General features: G+C 40.7%; 17 protein-coding genes and 1 tRNA gene. 9 read left to right on the top strand and 9 right to left on the bottom strand.

Features of this window, described 5'->3' with window-relative positions; all coding sequences use genetic code 11:
* Window positions 1-41: 41 nt before the first annotated feature.
* On the bottom strand, window positions 42-740 hold the full coding sequence (locus tag FTU16_RS04435; protein ID WP_180026488.1) for an HAD family hydrolase: 699 nt from the start codon (window positions 738-740) through the stop codon (window positions 42-44).
* A gap of 172 nt (window positions 741-912) precedes the next feature.
* Between FTU16_RS04435 and FTU16_RS04430 the strand changes: the two genes are divergently transcribed.
* Entirely contained in the window at window positions 913-1620 is a 708-nt protein-coding gene (locus FTU16_RS04430) for a phosphatase PAP2 family protein (protein WP_180162780.1), read from the top strand.
* Window positions 1621-1666: 46 nt separating this feature from the next.
* Here FTU16_RS04430 and FTU16_RS04425 read toward each other — a convergent pair whose 3' ends face one another.
* From FTU16_RS04425 to FTU16_RS04405, 5 genes are all read right to left on the bottom strand, one after another.
* The gene (locus FTU16_RS04425) at window positions 1667-2986 is read right to left on the bottom strand and encodes an ATP-binding protein (protein WP_180162779.1); all 1320 of its coding nucleotides are present in this window, start codon (window positions 2984-2986) and stop codon (window positions 1667-1669) included.
* A 19-nt stretch (window positions 2987-3005) separates the two neighbouring features.
* Window positions 3006-3674: a response regulator transcription factor gene (locus FTU16_RS04420; RefSeq protein ID WP_180162778.1), complete on the bottom strand. Its 669-nt coding sequence runs from the start codon at window positions 3672-3674 to the stop codon at window positions 3006-3008.
* Window positions 3675-3677: 3 nt separating this feature from the next.
* Window positions 3678-5315: a phosphoethanolamine--lipid A transferase gene (locus FTU16_RS04415; RefSeq protein WP_180162828.1), complete on the bottom strand. Its 1638-nt coding sequence runs from the start codon at window positions 5313-5315 to the stop codon at window positions 3678-3680.
* 172 nt (window positions 5316-5487) lie between these two features.
* A complete protein-coding gene (locus FTU16_RS04410) occupies window positions 5488-6618 on the bottom strand; it encodes a porin (RefSeq protein WP_180162777.1) in 1131 nt (376 codons plus the stop codon).
* Between the two features lie 127 nt (window positions 6619-6745).
* Entirely contained in the window at window positions 6746-8032 is a 1287-nt protein-coding gene (locus FTU16_RS04405; RefSeq protein ID WP_180162776.1) for an MFS transporter, read from the bottom strand.
* A gap of 168 nt (window positions 8033-8200) precedes the next feature.
* Here FTU16_RS04405 and FTU16_RS04400 point away from each other — a divergent pair, with 168 nt between their 5' ends.
* The 5 genes from FTU16_RS04400 (at window position 8201) to putP (ending at window position 12973) form a co-directional block, all read left to right on the top strand.
* Window positions 8201-8836: a 1-acyl-sn-glycerol-3-phosphate acyltransferase gene (locus FTU16_RS04400; protein ID WP_180146153.1), complete on the top strand. Its 636-nt coding sequence runs from the start codon at window positions 8201-8203 to the stop codon at window positions 8834-8836.
* 61 nt (window positions 8837-8897) lie between these two features.
* Window positions 8898-9821 (top strand): patatin-like phospholipase family protein, encoded by a 924-nt coding sequence (locus FTU16_RS04395; protein ID WP_180162775.1) that lies wholly within the window; start codon window positions 8898-8900, stop codon window positions 9819-9821.
* A 99-nt stretch (window positions 9822-9920) separates the two neighbouring features.
* Window positions 9921-10400 carry an NfeD family protein gene (locus tag FTU16_RS04390; protein WP_078189968.1) on the top strand — a complete coding sequence of 160 codons (480 nt, stop codon included), beginning with the start codon at window positions 9921-9923 and terminating at the stop codon, window positions 10398-10400.
* A 16-nt stretch (window positions 10401-10416) separates the two neighbouring features.
* Entirely contained in the window at window positions 10417-11271 is an 855-nt protein-coding gene (locus tag FTU16_RS04385; protein WP_078189969.1) for an SPFH domain-containing protein, read from the top strand.
* Between the two features lie 211 nt (window positions 11272-11482).
* Complete coding sequence (putP, locus tag FTU16_RS04380; protein WP_180162774.1) at window positions 11483-12973, top strand: sodium/proline symporter PutP; 1491 nt, start codon at window positions 11483-11485, stop codon at window positions 12971-12973.
* Between the two features lie 198 nt (window positions 12974-13171).
* Here putP and FTU16_RS04375 read toward each other — a convergent pair whose 3' ends face one another.
* The 3 genes from FTU16_RS04375 to prpF all read right to left on the bottom strand — a co-directional run bounded on the left by FTU16_RS04375 (window position 13172) and on the right by prpF (window position 16585).
* Complete coding sequence (locus FTU16_RS04375; protein ID WP_180004317.1) at window positions 13172-14080, bottom strand: polyprenyl synthetase family protein; 909 nt, start codon at window positions 14078-14080, stop codon at window positions 13172-13174.
* Between the two features lie 130 nt (window positions 14081-14210).
* Entirely contained in the window at window positions 14211-15188 is a 978-nt protein-coding gene (locus tag FTU16_RS04370) for a GGDEF domain-containing protein (protein ID WP_180162773.1), read from the bottom strand.
* A 206-nt stretch (window positions 15189-15394) separates the two neighbouring features.
* Entirely contained in the window at window positions 15395-16585 is a 1191-nt protein-coding gene (gene prpF, locus FTU16_RS04365; RefSeq protein WP_180004315.1) for a 2-methylaconitate cis-trans isomerase PrpF, read from the bottom strand.
* Window positions 16586-16915: 330 nt separating this feature from the next.
* Between prpF and FTU16_RS04360 the strand changes: the two genes are divergently transcribed.
* The 3 genes from FTU16_RS04360 to FTU16_RS04350 all read left to right on the top strand — a co-directional run bounded on the left by FTU16_RS04360 (window position 16916) and on the right by FTU16_RS04350 (window position 20248).
* A complete protein-coding gene (locus tag FTU16_RS04360) occupies window positions 16916-18304 on the top strand; it encodes an amino acid permease (protein WP_078189974.1) in 1389 nt (462 codons plus the stop codon).
* A gap of 73 nt (window positions 18305-18377) precedes the next feature.
* Window positions 18378-18450: transfer RNA gene (locus tag FTU16_RS04355), tRNA-Arg, on the top strand.
* Between the two features lie 538 nt (window positions 18451-18988).
* Window positions 18989-20248 carry an OmpP1/FadL family transporter gene (locus FTU16_RS04350; protein ID WP_180162772.1) on the top strand — a complete coding sequence of 420 codons (1260 nt, stop codon included), beginning with the start codon at window positions 18989-18991 and terminating at the stop codon, window positions 20246-20248.
* Window positions 20249-20549: the final 301 nt, after the last annotated feature.

Below are 20549 nucleotides of genomic sequence, written 5' to 3'. Positions count from 1 at the left end.
TTAACCCTGAAATGCACTCAAAGCTCTATTTTTAGAAATCCTTATTTTAGAAAATCTAAGACCTGATCCAAATGCTGAATTTTATTCGGAATGCTGTGCTGTTGTTCTGCACTTAAAGTATGAAAGCCTTCAAGCAATACGGCAGACATCCCTGCTTGGCTCGCACCATAAATATCATTGACAGGATGATCACCAATAAATAAACACTCGGTTTCCGTCACGCCCAACTCACGACAACTGTACTGAAATATTTCAACTTTGGGCTTACTGATGCGTGCACTTTCCGAGCTGATGATCTGATCAAAATACGATGCAAAACCCAGTCCATTTAAAATATTCAGGCGTGTGGCATGTCCACCATTCGACACCACCGCCAATTTATACTGCTGTTGTTTTAGTTGCTGCAGCAAGCTCAATGCTCCTGGCATCGCCACAGCAAACTGACCAAAGTGCTGAAACCAAAATTGTGTGAGTTCATCAAAATCAGGGCGTTGTATCCAATCCAGCTCCGTTTGTAGAGCATAAGCGACAGATGCCCCAATACTCGGATGTGTAAGGAGTTCTTTTTTCGGATATCCCCCATTATCTATACGGTTAATAATACGTTTAATCTGTACAAGGTCTACCTCCGCCAACGTCGACTGATAAGACTCGGCTAAATACTGCGTATAGGCCTGAACGCTGTGATCTCGGTGAGTCAAGGTATTATCTAAATCAAAAAGGACTGCACGTATGCTCATAAATCTTCATTACTGAGTTTTCAAAAACTTTAACACAATGCCCGTTCTGCTTTATGCACCTTCTTCACTATCGATATCGATACAGTTCAAATAGCCGATTAAGTCTGATTTAAGTTTTGTGGTTTCAAATAGCAGCATTCAAACAAAATAATTTCAGCACATCACACGACTTATGCTCTCGAACCGTTCCTTTTTATTACGACAAGCCCTGCTGCTCACACTCAGTTTGGTTGGCCTCCTTTATGTTTTTCCCGTCGGTGGTTCGCTCGACCAAACTTTTATTCAGCCTTGGGTCGACCTACATGGTGGTTTTCCTCATCGTAATGATTGGGCACTTGCGGTGCTGAACCATCGCTATATCAAGAATATCGTCATAGGTGTGTATGTCCTGTATATCGCAGCATGGATATGCAGTTTTAAATATCCGCATCTGAAAGCACGTAAGTTTGAATTTGGCTATTTTATCGTGGTGGCTCTACTCAGCACGGCAATTATTGGTTTACTCAAATCACAATCTGCACATGCCTGCCCTTGGAATATGACCGTCGCCACAGCCCAAGGCTTTTCTTGGGATTTTTCAGCACGCCAAGGACACTGCTTCCCCGGTGGCCATGCTGCGACTGGTTTTGCCTTAATTACGGGATATTTTGTTTATCGAATACATCGACCTGCCCGTGCTTACTTCTTTTTATGTGCTGGGCTGATTTTAGACTTTGCTTTTGGCTGGGCGCAAATGATGCGGGGTGCACATTTTCTCAGTCATAATCTATGGACAGCATGGTTTATTTGGGCATTTAATTGTGTCATGTATCTGTTGTTTTCTCGCCATCTCACTACATCAACTACGCAGCAAAACAGCAAAGCATTTACATGGATCTAATCTTTAAGTATCTAAATTGAGCTTGATCCGAAAATGATTGAGTCACTCATGATTGACTAAATGGGATCTGTAAACTCACTTTCAGACCACCTAGTGTTTCACTTTGAGAAAACTCCAAATCCGCACCGATATGTTTTGCGGCTTTATCCACGATTGCCAGCCCTAAACCACTTCCAATTTCTTCATGATTATAAATTCGATAAAAGCGTTTTCGAATTTGCTCATATAAAGCTGGGTCAATGCCAGGCCCACTATCTTCAACCTGTACAACCGCCTGCCCCGCATGTTCAAAGACGGAGACATTAATCATGCCCTGTGCAGGGGTATATTTGATGGCGTTATCAATCAAATTAAAAATGATTGAATGTACGGTTGGCTCAAGACTATATAAGGCAATGCGCTGTTGTCGCTCCATGCCAAGGTCAATATCTTTTTGCATCGCCAAATGTACCAGTTGCTCCACGCAATTGGTTGCAACTTGCTTAAGATCAAAATGTTGTTTGCGCTCAAGTTCAAAGACCGAGGCATCTTGTTTTGCCAAACTCAATAATTGACTCACCAAATGCTGAATACGAATTAAACCTTTACTCAAATTTTGTAGAGCGTCATCTTGTGGAAATTTTTGTAGCAAAATCTGCATTTGCAAATTCAGTGCGGTAATCGGGGTCCGTAACTCATGCGCTGCGTCAGCAATAAACTGGCGCTGTTCCTGCTGCGACAACGAAATTCGTTCAAACAACTGGTTCATTTCAATAATGGTCGGCGCAATTTCCTCTGGATAAGGCATTTGAGAGATTGGAGAAAGTTCAAAGGCATCCCGTTTTGCCAGTTCTTTTTTAAATTTTTCCAGTGGATTTAAACTGCGTTGAATCAACCATCCCAAAGCGATTAATGCAAAAGGTATAAAAACCAAATAGGGAATAAACATGCTACTGGCCAATTCTGCTGCAAGATGCTGTCGAACCGATTCTTGCTGACTGACCTGAATTTGCCGATCTGCGAGTGGCAAAATATAGGTATGCCACTCATCCTGTTGGGTACTGTGGGTATAAAAACCGGCTTTGGGCTGAGGCGCGACCAATAATTTTAATTGATGGGTTTGATGCGCATTGGATTGATAGGTCCATACATCGACAAATAAATCTTCTTCATGATAATGCTTATGTTGATCAAATTCGCTGCGAATGGGCTGCGGATCATGCTCTGCAACACGTTCCGCCAAATTTTGCATTTGCGCATCTAAAATTTCATTAATTTCTTCAAGTGCAATTCGATAAGCTGAAAACACCAAAAGACAGCCCAAAAGCATACTGAAAACAGACACATAAATAATTAGTCTCTTTTTCAGAGAATAAGGCTGCTGCATGGTCGATAATTCCTTTGCCTTAACCGAGTCGATAACCTAAACCACGAATGGTGCGAATAAAATCTTTGTCTAATTTTGTTCTGAGATGATGCACATACACTTCAATAGTATTACTGCTGATATCACTATCAAAATCATAAAGCTTATCTTCTAAATTAGCTTTCGAAAAAATCTTATTCGGATGCGTCACCAGTGGTATCAATATGGCCCATTCACGGTTAGATAAATCGACATATTGACCCTTATAGCGTGCAAGATGCTGCTCAATATCTAAAATCAATTCACCATGTTTTATAATTTTCTGTGGTGCTTCGACTGAACTCAGCCCTGTGCGTCGAAGGAGCGCATGAATCCGTGCAAGTAATTCATCAAACTCATAAGGTTTAATTAGATAGTCATCTGCCCCATGGTTTAATCCATCTACACGATTTCGTAATTGATCACGTGCCGAGATGATTAATACCGGCAATTTGGGCTGCATTTGACGAATTTGTTTCAGGACTTGCATACCATCCATCATCGGCAAACCTAGATCTAGCAAGACGATATCAATCCCCCCCTGCATAATGAGCTTTAAGCCATCGATACCATTATTCACCCACTCGACTTCAAACTGTTGATAGTTCAACAAAGTTTTAGTCGATTCGGCAATCATGAAATCATCTTCAATAATAAGTATTTTGTGCATGGCTTAAGTCCTGCGCTGTACTGAAGTACATTGTTGCAACATATTGTTTTTTTCATCAATCACCTGAGTCTGCACATCGAGCAAATTCAATAGCGATGGAAATAGATTATCCTGACTTAATTTTTGGCTTTTTTGTGCCGTTAAACAAGTATATTGCGCTGAATTATTTTTTTGCCACGCCGGTGAAAACCACATCAACATCGGCACATGCGTTTGCTGTGACGGAGCAATTGCGTATGGAGAACCGTGTAAATATAAGCCATGCTCACCTGTCGACTCGCCATGATCGGACAAATACCACAGTCCTGTTTGATAGTTGTTAGTCACTTTTAAGGTGTTAATCAATTCACTCAGCACATGGTCGGTATAGATAATACTGTTGTCATAACTATTTATTAATTCTGTCGAGCTACATCCCTGTATAGCATTGCTATTACAGGTTGGCTTAAATTTTTGAAACGCTGCGGTACTTCGTTTGAAATAAGCAGGGCCATGACTGCCCATTTGGTGTAACACAATTAAACGGGGAGTTGGATCTGCTTTGGGGATCGAAGCCAAATATGCCTTCAAACCATCCACTAAGATTTCATCATGACATTCGCCATCGGCATCACACCACTTTTTCTTCAGCGCGTCAGGAAATTCATATTTTTCAACACGTGTGCATGTGCCCTTACAGCCTGAATTATTATCTAGCCACGTCACCTTATAGCCTGCACGCTGTGCAATATCGAGTAAACCTTCGCGATGACTTGCAAGCTGTTCATCATATTCGGTTCTCTGCATGCCCGAGAACATACAAGGAACTGACACAGCGGTTGCGGTGCCACATGAACTGACTTGGCTAAAATTGATAATATTTTGCTGACTGAGTTCAGGATTGGTATTTTTAGCATAACCATTCAGTGAAAAACTTTCCGCGCGCGCAGTTTCACCAACCACTAAAACCATCAATTTTGGCAAGCTATTGGCGCTTACGTTTTCAACCAAATGTGCATCTTCACCATAGCTCAGCAATGGCAAATTCTGTTTCGGTGCTTTTTTGTGATAATAGGAAAAGGTCGAAGCGATACTGTTTTGTGGTGAGAGCATGCCTTTTAAGTCACGATGCTCACGAAAGATCGCAGCATAATCGACAAAATAAACAAACAGCAAAGCACCCATGAGGATGAGCGACAGCACTATATGTAAACCTTTTTTGGCTACCACCGTGCTTAGGGCTTCTTTATGCAGTGGCAAAAACCAGATCAATAGCACTGGCAAAATAACCAGTCCAAAAACCCAGATAAAAAATTGTGGCGAGATTAAATCCTGCACTTCCTTTACATCTGTTTGCATCATGTTCTGCACTTGGTCAGATGTAATGGTCACGCCTAAACTATTGACGAAATAGGCACTCAAGCCACCAATGATCAGCAAAACACTCGCCAAAAGTTTTGAATTCCATCGCCATTGCAGAAGTTGCATCAGCACATTATAAAGTGCCACCACCACCAGTACGGTTGCCGCTAAAAATAGTCCGGCCTTCAGACCCGTATAAGGTGTGAGCTGCTGGATTTGCTGATAAAACGCGAGGTTCAAAACCACCCCAAGCCATAAGGCAAGCACGAGGTTAAATTGACTTAAACTAAGTCTTGGAATTTTTGCTGTATTTTAGCTATGACCTGAAGCATATTGGCATCAATTATTGATCTTTGATGCCCTAATCTAAAAATTCAAACTTAAAAATCACTTAAAATTGATCAAAACCAAGCAAGAAAAATCAAAAAAGGCGATGTAAAACATCGCCTTTTGAACAACTTAAATCAAGGTCTTAGAATTTAAATTCTAGACCTGTACCTAGAACAGGTTGTTCGCTTTCATTCGAACCTTGTTCAAGTGCCAAGTAACCCGCATAGCCATATGCTTTCACTTGTTTGCTAAATGCATAATCCGCACCTGCAATGAATTGCTGAGCTTCGTAATCATCACCCACTTTATAGGTCGTAGTATTTTGACTATATTGTGCTTTGACTGTCCAAGCTTTTGCAGATGGTAAATTGTATTCTGCGCCGACTAACCAACCTTGAGCATCATCAATATTTGCTGCTTTTGATGAATTCTTAATCGCATCCTCTTCGCTAGAATATGATGATTCTTCAACTTCAGACGTTTGATATAAAGCTTTCAGTGCTAAACCACCTTCAAGATTTACACGACCGATCGCACGAACGGTATTAGCTGCCGCAAAAACTTTCGTACCTGTAACTTCAGGAATTTGAGCATTTAGGATCCCTATGCCACCAAAATTTGATGGAATGGCTTTGTCATAGGCTAAACCTGCAACAACAACGGGGCTGTCATAAACAACAGAAGCCGACCAAGCATCACCAAGACCACGACCCGCGGTTTTTACTACACCATTGTCGCTCTTAATTCCTGAAGATTCACCTGTTGCAAGCAATGCATTAACTTTAATTGCACCTTCAGCAATTTTAAATGCTGGTGATTCATAAACAACAACGTTATCTATACGGTTTTCACCCGTCATGATGCCTGTAACATCAGCACGGTTACCCACGTAGTTATTGAATGTATCAACCGGACTAGACAATTGTTTTAATGGGGTATCGTGTGCACCGACTTTCAATGTACCAAGTTTCGCATCTTTCAAACCAACGAAGCGGTTACGCTTAGACCAGTCATCGCCTTCGCCGTCTGAGTTAAATGCCCATTCAATTGCATAAACTGCGCTTAAACGGTCAGTCAGTTTTTCATCGCCCTTTAAACCCAAGAAAGAACTGTTTGAACTGATATCAACGACATCTTTGTCTGAAACACCCGTTTTATTATCTTCAGGTAAATAATCAACAGACGCATCAATTTCACCGTAGAAGGTTGGTGCTGCAAAGGTTGACCCAGCCAAAAGGCTCAATGCGATAGCCGCTGCTAACTTAGTTTTCATCAAAAATTTTCCTTAAATTATTTTGTAACAGATATTACACACACGAAACATATTACAAAATTATTAAAATAATATTTGCATTGCTCTTTTAGTGCTTTAGCTGATAAAAAACAACCAAAATCATGATTTAGAAGTGATTTTGGTCATTTTTTGATGCTTTTCCCCAAAATAGAATCGGGACTAAGCTCAATGCAGCCAAACCTGTGATCCAAAATAAATAAGTGCTATAACCCAACTGATCGGCCACTATGCCACTAATGCTATACAGCCCCCCACTCACCGTCGCCATAATGGCAACCTGAAATGTAAAGTCCGTTGCTGCAAATGCTTTACGACTATATTGCATCACCAAAGTCAGCATGATCACGAGCAGCATGGCTGAAATCATGTCTTCGGCAGCATTGATCCCATAGATCAGCCATTCATGGACGGGCCGTTTTGCCTCGAACTGCAAAGCCAACCATGCATAGGCTAATAAGCTGAATATTTTCAATACTGAATAGAAAACCAAGGCCTGTGCCCGAGAAATATACTTCAAGCTAAGACCTGCAAGCCCTGCTCCAATTAAAGCAGCCACTGCACCTAGCATGGTGACATACAGACCAATTTGACTAAAACTCAATCCTAAATCGACCATCAGTGGCTTAAGTAGTGGACCTGCTAGACCATCTGCAAGTTTAAAACTCAATAAGATCATGAGCCACAGTGTGAGGGTTTTGGTTTGGGTAAAATAAGCCAAATACTGGCGAATAGCATAGAATAAGCCTGAAGTATGTTTATAGTTGTTATCATTCTCTGGACTAGATTTTATGTTGATTGGTAGCTTTGAAGGTTCTCGATACAGAAAAATAGGAATCGTATTGATGAATACCAATGCCGCTAAAAACAGAAATGTGGCTTGCCAATCCAACCAATCCAAGGCCCAAAGTACAGCACCACCGCCCACGATAAAGCCGAGTCTGGAACCAATCACCTGAAAGGTATTGCCCCAGTGCTGTTGGTCAGTTTTTAAAATATTGACAGCCATGCCATCGGTTGCGACATCTTGAGTTGCACCGACCAAATTCATACTGAGTAAAGCCACAAAAAACAGCAGCAAATACATTGGTTCATTCAAGCTTTGGATCGGCAAAAAAGACAGGAAGACCAAGACCACCACGGACAACAACTGCATTGGAATAATCCAACTCCGATAGTGCCCTTTGGACCTTGAACCATGCCGATCAATCCACGGTGCCCAGAAAACTTTGATCGACCATGGCAGCATGAGTAATCCAAAACCACCAATATGCGCCAAAGATACACCTTGCGCTCTTAAAATCACTGGTAAAGCATGCGTCATAAAACCGACAGGTAACCCTTGCGCCCAATATAAGGAAAACAGTAAAAGATAGAGCTGACGAAGCTGGATCATAAGTTCCTAAATGTTGAATGCGCTGAAGTTACATTTAGAGTAGTCAAAATACGGCTATTTTGCCAATGATCTAAAAAAATCATCGACCTAAGATAAAGGTCAATACTGATGCCGTATTTTTAAAGTGCATCACGTCGAAAATGGATTTCACTTATATAAGAATATGCAATGAATCAAAAGACTCAATTATTTCCAGTTTTGCCCGATCAAGTTCCATCACGCGGCTCCCCCCTGAGCCGCGCTATTTTTAAAAAACTTTTTTTGGCACAAGGATGGAAATTTGACGGCGAATTTCCCAACCTTGCCAAAGCTGTAGCGATCATTTCTCCGCATACTTCTAATATAGATGCATGGCATGGTTTTCTCGCCTTGCTTGGAATCGGGATAAAAATAACCATTTTTGGTAAAAACACCCTTTTTGATACCCCCTTAAAACCACTTTTGGATTGGGTCGGCGTGATCCCTGTGCAGCGTGAAAATCCACATGGACTGACGCGTGAAATTACTGAAATTGTCCAAGCGACAGATCAAATTTGGATTGGAATGGCACCTGAGGGAACACGAAAAAAAGCCGATAAAATCCGCAGTGGTTTTTACTATATTGCCTATGAAGCACAGATACCTATTGTGATGTTTAGCTTTGATTATGCAAAGAAAACCATTCATTGCTTGGGTGTTTTTGAACCCAGTGGAGATTTTGAAACTGATCTCGAAAAAATTTTGAAGATTTATGATGGAAAATTTTCCCCAAAAAATCCCGAATGGTTGGCCTTGCCGTTACAAAAGCACTGGAAAAAGCCCTAGTCAAATGGCTCTTTTTTTGATGTGATGTGTACTTTGTATATTTAACCATCAGATTTCACCCATGAAACTTTTGCAATACCTGATTCCTAGCCTCTTTGTATTGGCACTCACTGGCTGTGATTCTGCAACCAAAACGCCTGCAACCACGACACCTACACCTGCCAAAGCACGTGAACCTGTGATCGCGATTGCGCTCGGTGGTGGCGGTGCCAAAGGTTTTGCTCATATTGGCGTGCTTAAAGTACTCGAATCACATGGTATTAAACCTAAGATTGTGACTGGGACCAGTGCGGGTAGTTTTGTCGGCAGCTTGTATGCTAGTGGAAAAACGCCTTATCAAATGCAGCAATTGGCCCTGAACTTTAAAGAGTCTGATATTCGTGATTTAACCTTAAATAGCCAAGGCATTATTCAAGGGCAAAAACTGCAAGACTTTGTTAATAAAAACGTCGGCAATAAATCGATTGAACAATTTCCAAAACGCTTTGTTGCTGTAGCCACCCGTTTGGATAATGGCAGTAAAACTGAATTTAACCGTGGTAATGCCGGCCAAGCGGTACGTGCATCGTGCAGCATTCCGAATGTATTTGTACCTGCAACCATTGCAGGAGTGAAATATGTCGATGGTGGCTTAGTCAGCCCAATTCCAGTGAAAACCGCACGTGATATGGGTGCAGATATCGTGATTGCGGTGGATATTTCTGCGCGTCCTGATGGTAGCAAAGCCGTAAGCATGTTTGGTTTACTCGATCAAACCATTAACATCATGGGACAACAAAGTATTAATGAAGAACTGAAAAATGCTAATTTCGTGATTCAACCTAAAGTGGGATATATCGGCACACTCGATTTGAAGTCGAGCAATGCGACGATTTTAGAAGGTGAAAAAGCCGCACAACTCAAAGTGAATAGCATTATTAAGGCGATCGATAACTTTAAACAGTCCCCTGCGGCCTTTAAACCAGCACCAAAAGCGAAAATATAATTCAACGATTTTTTTTATATTCATTGAGTTATACATCTGCTACATTGATATAGATACTGGTTCATCTATATCAATTCACCCTTATATAAGAGTAGATGTATGGAATTTATTTTAGAACCTTGGCACTGGTTTGTATTGGGCGTCGCTTTGATGCTTTTTGAACTGATTTTGCCGTCTTTTGCTGCGCTATGGTTTGGCGTTTCTGCAATTTTGGTTGGGATCTTATATTGGATCTTTCCATCCATGGACTTTAATGTCCAAATTGTGGTTTGGATTATTTTTGCCGTGCTCTGCACATTTTTGTGGTTCAAATTTATTAAGCCTTTATCCATTGATAAAACCAAAGCAGGTCTGTCCCGTGAAGCGACGATTGGCCAAGTGGGTATGGTGATTCAAACCCAGCTCAATCATGGCAGCGTTAAAGTTCGCTTCCCAATGCCTGTTTTAGGTTCAGATGAATGGCATTGCCGTACCCAAGATGCACTTCAAGTCGGCGACCGTGTTCGCGTGACCGATATTTTAGGTAATGATTTAGTCGTCCAACTGCACAGCAGCAACCACCCCACTGACAATCCATAAATAAGTGAGAAATGACATGTCTGGTGTTTCTATTGTTTTTTTAGCGCTCTTAGTTTTTGTAGCCGTCACCATTTTTAAAGGTGTCCGTATTGTTCCCCAAGGTTATAAATGGATTGTTCAGCGTTTAGGTAAATACCATACAACGCTCAATCCGGGGCTGAACTTTGTGATTCCGTATGTCGATGAAGTGGCTTATAAAGTCACAACCAAAGATATCGTGTTAGATATTCCCTCTCAGGAAGTGATCACACGTGACAATGCGGTACTGCTGATGAATGCTGTGGCTTATATCAACTTAACCACGCCTGAAAAAGCAGTTTATGGTATTGAAAACTACACATGGGCGATTCAAAACTTAGTTCAAACCTCTTTGCGTTCTATTGTCGGTGAAATGGACCTCGATGATGCACTTTCATCGCGTGATCATATTAAGGCTAAACTTAAAGCTGCTATTTCTGATGATATCTCTGACTGGGGTATTACGCTTAAAACGGTAGAAATTCAAGATATTAAACCTTCTCATACCATGCAAGCGGCAATGGAAGAGCAAGCAGCAGCGGAACGTCAACGTCGTGCAACAGTCACCAAGGCAGACGGTGAAAAACAAGCGGCTATTTTGGAAGCTGATGGTCGTTTAGAAGCCTCTCGTCGTGATGCAGAAGCTCAAGTGGTACTGGCAGAGTCTTCTCAACGTGCAATTGAAATGGTGAGTTCAGCCGTCGGCGATAAAGAAATTCCAGTTGCGTACTTACTGGGTGAACAATACGTCAAAGCCATGCAAGATATGGCTAAATCTAATAATGCCAAAACTGTGGTATTACCTGCGGATGTACTGAATACGATTCGTGGTGTGATGGGACGTAATAACTAAATCTTCACATTAATAAAAGTGGGTCGTGACATACGGCCCATTTTTATGCCCAAAACAAAAAAGAAGGCAAAGTTTGTGAATTTATGTTTAAATTTCACGTTATTTTTTTGACGTTTTAGGGCTTATCGTTCGATTTCACCTACCTGGCTTAGGCAAATCCCATTGAGTCCCCTAATTAAACGCAATTGTCCAACGCCAAAGCGGATACCGTATGAGCTCCCTGAATCCCACCCTAATTACCTTTCTCTTTTATATTGTCGCCATGGTCGTGATCGGTTTACTTGCATACCGTGCGACCAGTAACTTTTCTGACTACATTTTAGGTGGCCGCCGATTAGGGAGCTTTGTCACTGCCCTTTCTGCAGGTGCATCGGATATGAGTGGTTGGTTGCTCATGGGTCTTCCGGGTGCGATTTACCTTTCAGGTTTATCTGAAATGTGGATTGCAATTGGTCTGATCATCGGTGCTTGGCTCAACTGGTTACTTGTTGCAGGTCGTCTCCGTGTACATACCGAAGTTCAAAATAATGCCTTGACCCTACCTGACTATTTCTCAAATCGTTTTAACGATCAAAAGAAAATCTTACGTATCGTGTCTGCTGTGATTATTTTGATTTTCTTCGCAATTTACTGTGCTTCAGGCATGGTTGCAGGCGCTCGATTATTTGAAAGTATGTTTGGTATGTCGTATAGCACTGCGCTTTGGATCAGTGCCATTGCAACGGTGAGCTATGTGTTTATTGGTGGCTTCCTTGCTGTCAGTTGGACCGATACCATTCAAGCGGGCTTTATGATTTTTGCTTTGCTGCTGACACCTATCGTGGTCATGTTGTCGTTCTCGGATTTAAGCCAGTTCACTTTGGCACTAGAAGCAGCACGCCCTCAAGCCATCGATGTATTTGCTGACTTAAGCTTTGTCGCAATCATGTCATTATTGGCATGGGGCTTAGGCTATTTTGGTCAACCGCACATCTTAGTCCGCTTCATGGCAGCAGATTCAGTCAAATCGATTCCCAATGCACGCCGTATTGGTATGACATGGATGACGCTTTGTCTCGGTGGCGCAGTTGCAGCAGGCTTCTTCGGTATTGCTTATTTCCAACAGCATCCAGAACTGGCAGGTGTTGTTACAGCAAACCCTGAAACGGTCTTTATGGAATTGACTAAAATTCTATTTAACCCATGGGTTGCAGGTATTGTATTGGCTGCGATTTTAGCTGCGATCATGAGTACCCTCAGCTGTCAGCTTTTAGTCTGTTCAAGTACCTTAACTGAAGACTTTTATAAATCATTCTTACGCAAAAATGCTTCACAAAAAGAATTGGTTTGGGTCGGCCGTTTCATGGTCTTAATGATCGCACTTCTTGCGATCTATATGGCAGGTAATCCAGACTCTAAAGTCCTTGGTCTCGTCGCATATGCATGGGCAGGCTTTGGTGCTGCATTTGGCCCACTGATTATCATGTCATTGTTCTGGAAACGTATGACATTGAACGGTGCTTTAGCCGGTATGGTGGTTGGTGCAGTCATGGTCATTCTATGGAAAAACCTCTGGGGTGATACAGGCGTTTATGAAATTATTCCGGGCTTCATCTGCTCACTACTTGCAATCATCATTGTGAGCTTAATGGGCAAAGCGCCATCTGCTGAAGTCACTGAAAAATTTGAAGAAGCAGATCGTATCTATAAAGAAAGTATTTAAGACCAATAGCACTTAAATTTAATTTCTAAGTTTTAATATCTGCAAAAAAGGACGCCTAGCGTCCTTTTTTGTTTTTTATCATGTCATCCATTTAGCTATTCCGTAGATGGTTTATTTACTTCTGTTCCAAATCTACAAAATATAAAAAAAAGCTCACAACATATTGAATGAGTGAGCTGAGGTTTTTACTGCGTTATATTAACTTTGACGTTTTAATAAAAACTGCGTGATCTTGTGTAATTCTGCCGCATCTTCTGCAAAATAATCCAAAGCTTGAAGCGCTTGTGCATGTAATTCTTCTGCATAAGCTTGAGCTTGATCGAGACCCATCAACGCAGGGTATGTGGATTTATCCACTTGTTGATCTTTACCCGCTGTTTTACCCAATGCTTCAGTGTCAGCAATAATATCTAAAATATCATCTTGCACCTGAAAGGCTAAACCAATCGCTAGACCAAATTCGCGGAGTTTAGGAATAGCTTGGTCTGTACCATTAAATATCGTCACTGCCGCCATCATGATTGCAGCAGAAATTAAAGCACCAGTTTTATTTCGATGAATGTTTTCCAGTTCATCCTGACTGACATGCTTGCCTTCCGCTTGTAAGTCTAGGACTTGTCCATTGACCATTTTTGAAGTTGCAGTCGCTAAAATTTGCATTTGCTTTAAGATGATCGGCGCTTCAACGGCTGGGCCTTGATCAAAAAGACGACTACCTAAAACTTCAAATGCCATCGATTGTAAAATATCGCCAGCAAGTAAGGCCGTATCTTCACCAAAAGCCACATGACAGGTTGGTTGACCGCGACGAAGTAAATCATTGTCCATACACGGCAAATCATCGTGTGCCAATGAATAACAATGAATAAATTCAATCGCCACCGCAGCACGGCGTACGGCTGCAAAATTAGTATTCGGTTTTAATGCTGCTGTTGCATAACAAAGTGCCGGTCGAACGCGTTTTCCACCCAACATCACAGCATGATACACCGCCCCTTTTAAGGGTTCTGGAATTGAAAATGCATCAAGCGCTGTCAGTAAATCCTGCTGAATACGCTGCTGCGCTTCTGTCAGGGCATGTGTGGAAACGTCTGTTAAAGAAGACACATTCACCTCAAATACTTTAAATATTTAACTGCTTCGTTCATTAGCAAATTGATTGCCAATGTTTTCTGTCAATTTTGACCTGTTGCATCATACTGCTTTCTCAGATCTTTCTCTATGTTACGGCCTAAATCTATGTGTTTTTCCCACAGTCTGATGGTTTTTTAAATGTCGTTTCCTCAAATAGCGCCACATTTTGTCCATCATTAAAACAGGTACAATTTTTCGAGCCTTTCTTGGCTTGATACAAAGCCTGATCGGCACGTGCTAATGTTTCAAAAAATGACTCTGTTCCATCCCACAAGGCCACTCCGCATGAGATACTCAGTTGTAGAGCCTTATCCGCATAATTCATCGAAGAAGCATAGATTTGCTCACAACATTGTTGTGCAATCGAACATGCAGTCGATATAGCCGTGCGTGGCAAAATCATTGCAAACTCTTCCCCACCCATGCGATATATTTGTGCATCTGCGTGTTGACTAATTTGCACCCTTAAAAGCTGCGCACTTTTTCTTAAAACTTCATCGCCAAACGCATGGCCGTAGATATCATTGATTTGCTTAAAATTGTCTAAGTCGAGCATCATCAAACAAATTTCATCGGCTTGTTCAACCGCGAAGCTTTTTTGCCACTGAGAAAGGTCTAAATCAAATCCACGTCGATTTTTTATCCCTGTCAGATAATCAAAATAAACTTGTTGTTCGAGTTGTTGGTTATGTTTCAACAGCGATAATTCGAATTGCTTTAAATTTGTAATGTCCGCACAGCACAACAACACATGTTCCAAATCGCCACTTTGTTGAAACTTAGGTTTGAGCGTGAACCAATAATGCCGTTCATTTTCACTATACATAAAGGGTTCAATGCTATCGTTCTCTAAACAGCGTAAATCAAACTCAGAACTTGTGGCTTTGGTTTTTTGCTGCATCACAGACACATGATTTAATACGATCTCTTGTAAGTCTGACTGAAACCGATGTTTAAATATTTGATTGGCGCATATCAGCTCAGCTGTCGCAGAAAATAATGCAGCAGGCATTGGCAACGCGTCTAATACAGCCAATTGTTCAGTAGGTAGATCCGATTTTATTAAGTCTTTTTTAAGCATGGTTTCGCTACTTTTTTCAGGGTAAAGCTACGCAAAATGCTAACAAAATTAATCTGGCATAAATCACAGAAACTTTCTAATATTAAATGCAGTTCATATTATATAAAAAGATATACCAATTCATGATTTGCTTATTCATATAAAAGATAAAGGCAAAAAAAAGCCCCTGCAAAGCAGAGGCTGATTTCAAATTAGATGTTAAATGCTTAATCCAAACTATCCGCAGGAATACGCACCCAACCTTCCATTAAGACACGCGCACTTCGGCTCATTACGGCTTTTTTAACGACCCACTGACCATTTTCATAAATCGCTTGCGCACCTACACGTAGCGTCCCAGATGGATGTCCGAAACGCACGGCTTCTCGCTCCCCACCACCCGCGGCTAAGTTCACAAGTGTCCCCGGTATCGCAGCTGCTGTACCAATGGCAACTGCCGCTGTGCCCATCATGGCATGATGCAGTTTCCCCATCGACAAGGCACGAACCAATAAGTCCGTATCGTGTTCTGAAATTTGTTTAGAACTCGAAGATGTATAAGCTTTCGGTTTTGAAACAAATGCAATCTTTGGTGTATGTTGACGTTGCTCTGCTTCAGCAATATCTGAAATCAAACCCATTTGTTGTGCACCATAAGCACGGATTTTTTCAAAACGGGCCAATGCCTTAGCGTCACCGTTGATCGCATCTTGCAGTTCAGTGCCGACATAACCAATATCTTCTGCATTTAAGAAAATCGTTGGAATACCTGCATTAATGAATGTTGCAGGGAAACTGCCTTCATCGGGTACGGTTAAGGTATCGACCAAATTCCCTGTAGGGAACATAGCGCCGCCATCTTCACCATCATCTGCGGGGTCTAAAAATTCAATTTGAACTTCGGCTGCTGGGAAGGTCACACCATCTAGTTCAAAATCACCAGTTTCCTGTACTGCACCATCAGTAATAGGTACATGCGCAATTATGGTTTTTTGAATATTGGCTTGCCAAATACGAACCGTACACAAACCATTTTCAGGAATACGTGATGCCTCAACCAAACCATTTGAAATGGCAAACGCACCAACCGCTGCCGTTAAGTTTCCGCAGTTACCACTCCAGTCGACAAATGCTTTATCAATCGACACTTGTCCAAATAGATAGTCTACATCATGCTCAGGCTGTGAACTTTTTGCCAAAATCACGGTTTTACTAGTACTTGAAGTCGCTCCACCCATCCCATCAATTTGTTTGCCATAAGGATCTGGACTGCCAATCACACGTAATAAAAGTTGGTCGCGAACTTTTCCAGCTTGTTGTGCTGCAAGGGGCAAATCATCTAGCTTGAAAAATACACCTTTACTTGTACCACCACGCATATAAGTCGCTGCAATTTTAATTTGGGGAGCAAAACTCATTTTTATTGAATCCTTAATCTTTATCATTGTGTTTTGGCAGAGCGTTCTTTTCTGCGCTTTTGCATCATACAATGTTTAATTGAAGTTTTAACAATCACATGACTTAAGTATAAAAAAACAACATTCGATACCTTTTCCATATAAAGCCAAGCATCAGAATTTCAATTAAAATAAAATTAATCTATTGATTCATAAATTTTTAATTCAGCATTTAAAACGAAAAATAGGTTATTAAACCTATAAATATTTTTCATAAATTTTGAGCTACTAGGCTATTCATTCTCTATACATTACAATTACCAAAATTAAACCATTCTCGGGAAGAGTAACTTGACTACCAATTCCTCCGAACTCAAGCGTGGCTTAAAGAATCGTCATATTCAATTGATTGCCATGGGTGGTGCAATTGGTACAGGCTTATTCTTGGGCTCAGCGCATGTGATTCAATCTGCTGGACCATCCATTATTCTTGGCTACGCCATTGGCGGTTTGATCGCCTTTCTAATTATGCGTCAGTTGGGTGAAATGATCGTCCATGAACCTGTAGCGGGTTCATTTAGCCATTTTGCATATAAATATTGGGGGAAATTTCCAGGTTTCTTAACAGGTTGGAACTACTGGATTCTCTATATTTTAGTGGCAATGACAGAACTCACCGCTGTTGCGAAATACATCAACTACTGGTGGCCTCATATTCCAGCGTGGGCATCTGTACTGTTCTTCTTCGTGATCATTACTTTAGTAAACTTAGGTAATGTGAAGTTTTATGGTGAATCAGAGTTTTGGCTGTCGATTATTAAAGTCACTGCGGTTATTTCGATGATCGTATTTGGTTTGTATTTGCTACTGACTGCAGATGCTAACTCAACAGCTTCATTTACCAACTTATGGAGTCAGGGCGGCTTCTTCCCAAATGGTTTTGAAGGCTTATTCTTCATGCTGGCTTTCTTGATGTTCGCCTTCGGTGGTATTGAACTGATTGGTATGGCGGCAGCGGAAGCTGAAAATCCAAAAGAAACTATTCCTAAAGCGATTAACCAAGTTGTTTTTCGTATTTTGATTTTCTACGTGGGTTCTTTGACTATTCTATTATCACTTGTGCCATGGAATCAGCTTGAACTAGGTGGTTTAGACAAAAGTCCATTTGTGATGATCTTTAGCCAACTGGGTATTGATTGGGCTGCACATTTACTTAACTTCATTATTTTAACTGCAGCACTGTCTGTTTATAACAGCGGTATGTATGCCAATAGCCGTATGCTTTACAGCTTGGCGAAGCAAGGTAATGCTCCAAAAGTTTTCGCTAAAACCAACAAAAGTGGCGTGCCAATTCCAGCGGTATTACTTTCTGCAGTCCTGATTTTCGGTTGCGTACTCTTAAACTACTTCGTACCTGAAGATGCGCTTGGTCACTTAATGTATGTGGTGGTTGGTGCACTTGTCCTGAACTGGGCGATGATTACCATGACTCACTTACAGTTCCGTCGTGCAAAACGTATTTTGAATTTTACAACGTCTTATCCTGCACTTTGGGCACCAGTCAGCAACTACATCGTTCTGATCTTTATTGCTTTAGTTCTCTTTATTATGTGGACTCAGGGCTTTATGGAATCTGTTCTAATGATCCCTGTTTGGATTACAGTCATGTTATTAATGTTTAACTATCTTAATCCTAAAGATTTGAGCGACATTGACCCCAATGAAGTTCATAAAGACTAAGTAATTTAAAAAGTTATTGTTTCGGCAATAACTTTTTTTTTAGCTAAAATAGGAGTACATTAGCCTCCGTCTTGCGCTCTTAGCTTAACTGGATAGAGCAGTTGCCTCCTAAGCGACCGACGTGGGTTCGAGTCCCGCAGAGCGCACAATTTCTGAGATATCCCTCCTCCCTGTATTTGTAATCCCCCATATACCAATAAATATAAAGAAAGAACCTTTCACACTAAAAACCCATCAATTACAGTTTTTAACTTAATTATTGTTTTTACAAAGATTACTGTTCAAAGACTATTTTTAAGAACAGTTAAATAGCGCTTTAAAACGTGCTAACCACCTACCTCTCAATGCAAAAAACGACACATAGTATGGTCCATAAGGCCAAAAAATCAATTTATGACTGCTCATATCAAAATTTTTTCAATTTTTTTCTAGGTTTAGAAAATAATGCGCTAAATGAAAATATTAAATAATAATCAAAATGTTATATATACTAATTAGTACTTTTACTCTAAAAATAGCAACTTTTAGCCATATTTTTCAATCTAGAGCATTTACTCTTATTTTAATTGTGCTATTTTTGTCACATGGAGTAACAATTAAGCCTAAGAGTATTAAGAAGTTTTCCATAACGAATATATGCAGTAACCATAAAAATCAAATTCGTATCTCAAGGAATGACGAAGAATGAAATTAAAAACTTTAGCTACAGCCATGATTTTTGCTTCAGTTCCAATGACAGGTGCTTTTGCAGCAGCACTAGATCGTTCAGGACAATCTATTTCTGCATTTTTACAACCAGGGAACTATTTTGAAGCAGGTATTTCGGTTTTAGATCCGAATGTTTCAGGGAAGATGAACAGCACTGCACCTGCTAGCAACCCAACATTAGGAGCTCTTGCTAATACATCACTAGATGACATGGCGGGTGATTACTATTTTCCACAAGCAGCATTAAAATTACAGCTAACTGATAATTTTTCTTTTGGTTTACTATATGATCAACCTTTTGGTGCAGAAGCTAAATATAGTGCAACAGATCAAACACTACCAGTTGCAGGTAACCCTGGCGCATTCCAATTAATGGGCGAAACAACGGAAGTCGAAGTTAACACTCAAAATATCTCGATGATATTAGGTTTTCAACCAATTGAAAATTTTAACATATACGGCGGTGGTGTTTATCAAACAGTAAAAGGTGATGTTCAACTACGCGGTATTGCATATGGAGCAAACCAAGCTCTCGGTTTATATAATGCAAATATGAAAGAAGATAGTGCCGTTGGTTGGTTAGCAGGATTAGCGTACCAAATCCCAGAAATTGCTTTAAAAGCATCTATTACTTACCGTTCTGAGATTGATCACGAAGCTGCAACCACTGAAACTGGAAGCAGTGCTCTACTAGGCGGTGCTTTTTCAACGCGTGCTGACACTAAGATCACCACACCGCAGTCTGTTAACCTTGATTTTCAAACTGGTATCATGGCCGACACTGTCGCATTTGCAAATGTACGTTGGGTAGATTGGTCAAATTTTGCAATTCGCCCAACCGCTTTTGGTAAAGCATCTGAAACATTAGGTGCCCTTGGTCGTGGTCCTGTTGGTGGATTTGACCTTGTTGCTTATTCTGACGATCAAATCAATGCTACAGTTGGTATAGGTCGTAAATTGAGTGAACAATGGGCTGGTAACGTTTCTGTAGGTTGGGATTCTGGTGCAGGCAACCCTGTATCAACACTTGGTCCTACTGAAGGCTACTGGAACGTTGGCTTAGGTTTACAATTCAGCCCAGCGCCTAACTACTTTATCGCAGGTGGTGTTAAATACTTCATGTTAGGTGATGCTGAAGCACAACCTGCATCAATGTTTGGTACAAATGAATCAGTAGCATCATTTGAAGATAACGATGCTTGGGCATACGGTTTAAAAATCGGTTACCGCTTCTAATTTAAATATGATTCGGGCCATAGTTCGCTATGGCCCTAACTTTTTATTCTTTCCCTATCTTGTTTGATCAAACAATAAACATTTAAATTTACTAAAACATTTATCAAAAACTAAGCTTTTTACTCTAATTTTTCATTTAAAAATCATAAAGATAATTATCAATCACTAGAATAAATACTCTAGTCATGCTCATTTTTTAACTTCCCTAGTTCAATTTTAGAGTAGCAACTCTTATTTACTGTTTTTCTATTTATGTTACTTTCCACACATTGAAATAACATCAAAAGTTACAAACAGGGAA

The sequence above is a fragment of the Acinetobacter sp. YH12069 genome, from assembly GCF_013419675.1.
In the GTDB taxonomy this organism is placed as follows: Bacteria; Pseudomonadota; Gammaproteobacteria; order Pseudomonadales; family Moraxellaceae; genus Acinetobacter; species Acinetobacter amyesii.
This window is presented reverse-complemented; position numbering and strand designations above follow the sequence as displayed.